We start from the raw sequence: 466 nt of genomic DNA on the forward strand, positions 1-466 counted from the left end.
CCAGGCGCCGGCCGGCGAGGCGCCGCGATGGAGCCCGGCGGCGGTGACGATCAGCACGGCGGTGAGCCGCGAGGCCGGCAGATTCACGAGGTCGTCGAGGCGGGCCGAGGCCCAGCCGAACGCTTCGTGACGCGGGGTGCGATGGCCGACCATGCTGTCGGCGGTGTTGATCGCCTTGTAGAGCGCACCGCCCGGCAGGCCGCCGAGCCCGATCCAGAACGCCGGCGCGACGATGCCGTCGGAAAAGTTCTCCGACAGGCTCTCGATCGCGGCGCGACAGATCGCGGCCTCGTCCAGAGTCTCCGGATCGCGCCCGACGATCATCGCGACCGCACGGCGACCGCCGACGAGGCCCTCGGCCCGCAGGCCCTCCGCCACGCGGGCGACGTGCTCGTCGAGGCTGCGCTGCGCCGGCAGGCTGGCACTGGCGAAGGCGAGCAGCGCGATCGCGGGAAGCGTGCCGGCC

General features: G+C 74.2%; 1 protein-coding gene. It reads right to left on the minus strand.

All coding sequences use genetic code 11. The features are described 5' to 3' along the window. Positions 1 to 466: CobD/CbiB family cobalamin biosynthesis protein (locus FV222_RS28960; RefSeq protein WP_187277548.1), on the minus strand; the 466-nt coding region annotated here is incomplete at both ends.

Origin of the sequence: Methylobacterium sp. WL103 (assembly GCF_008039885.1) — a bacterium.
Lineage (GTDB): Bacteria > Pseudomonadota > Alphaproteobacteria > Rhizobiales > Beijerinckiaceae > Methylobacterium > Methylobacterium cerastii.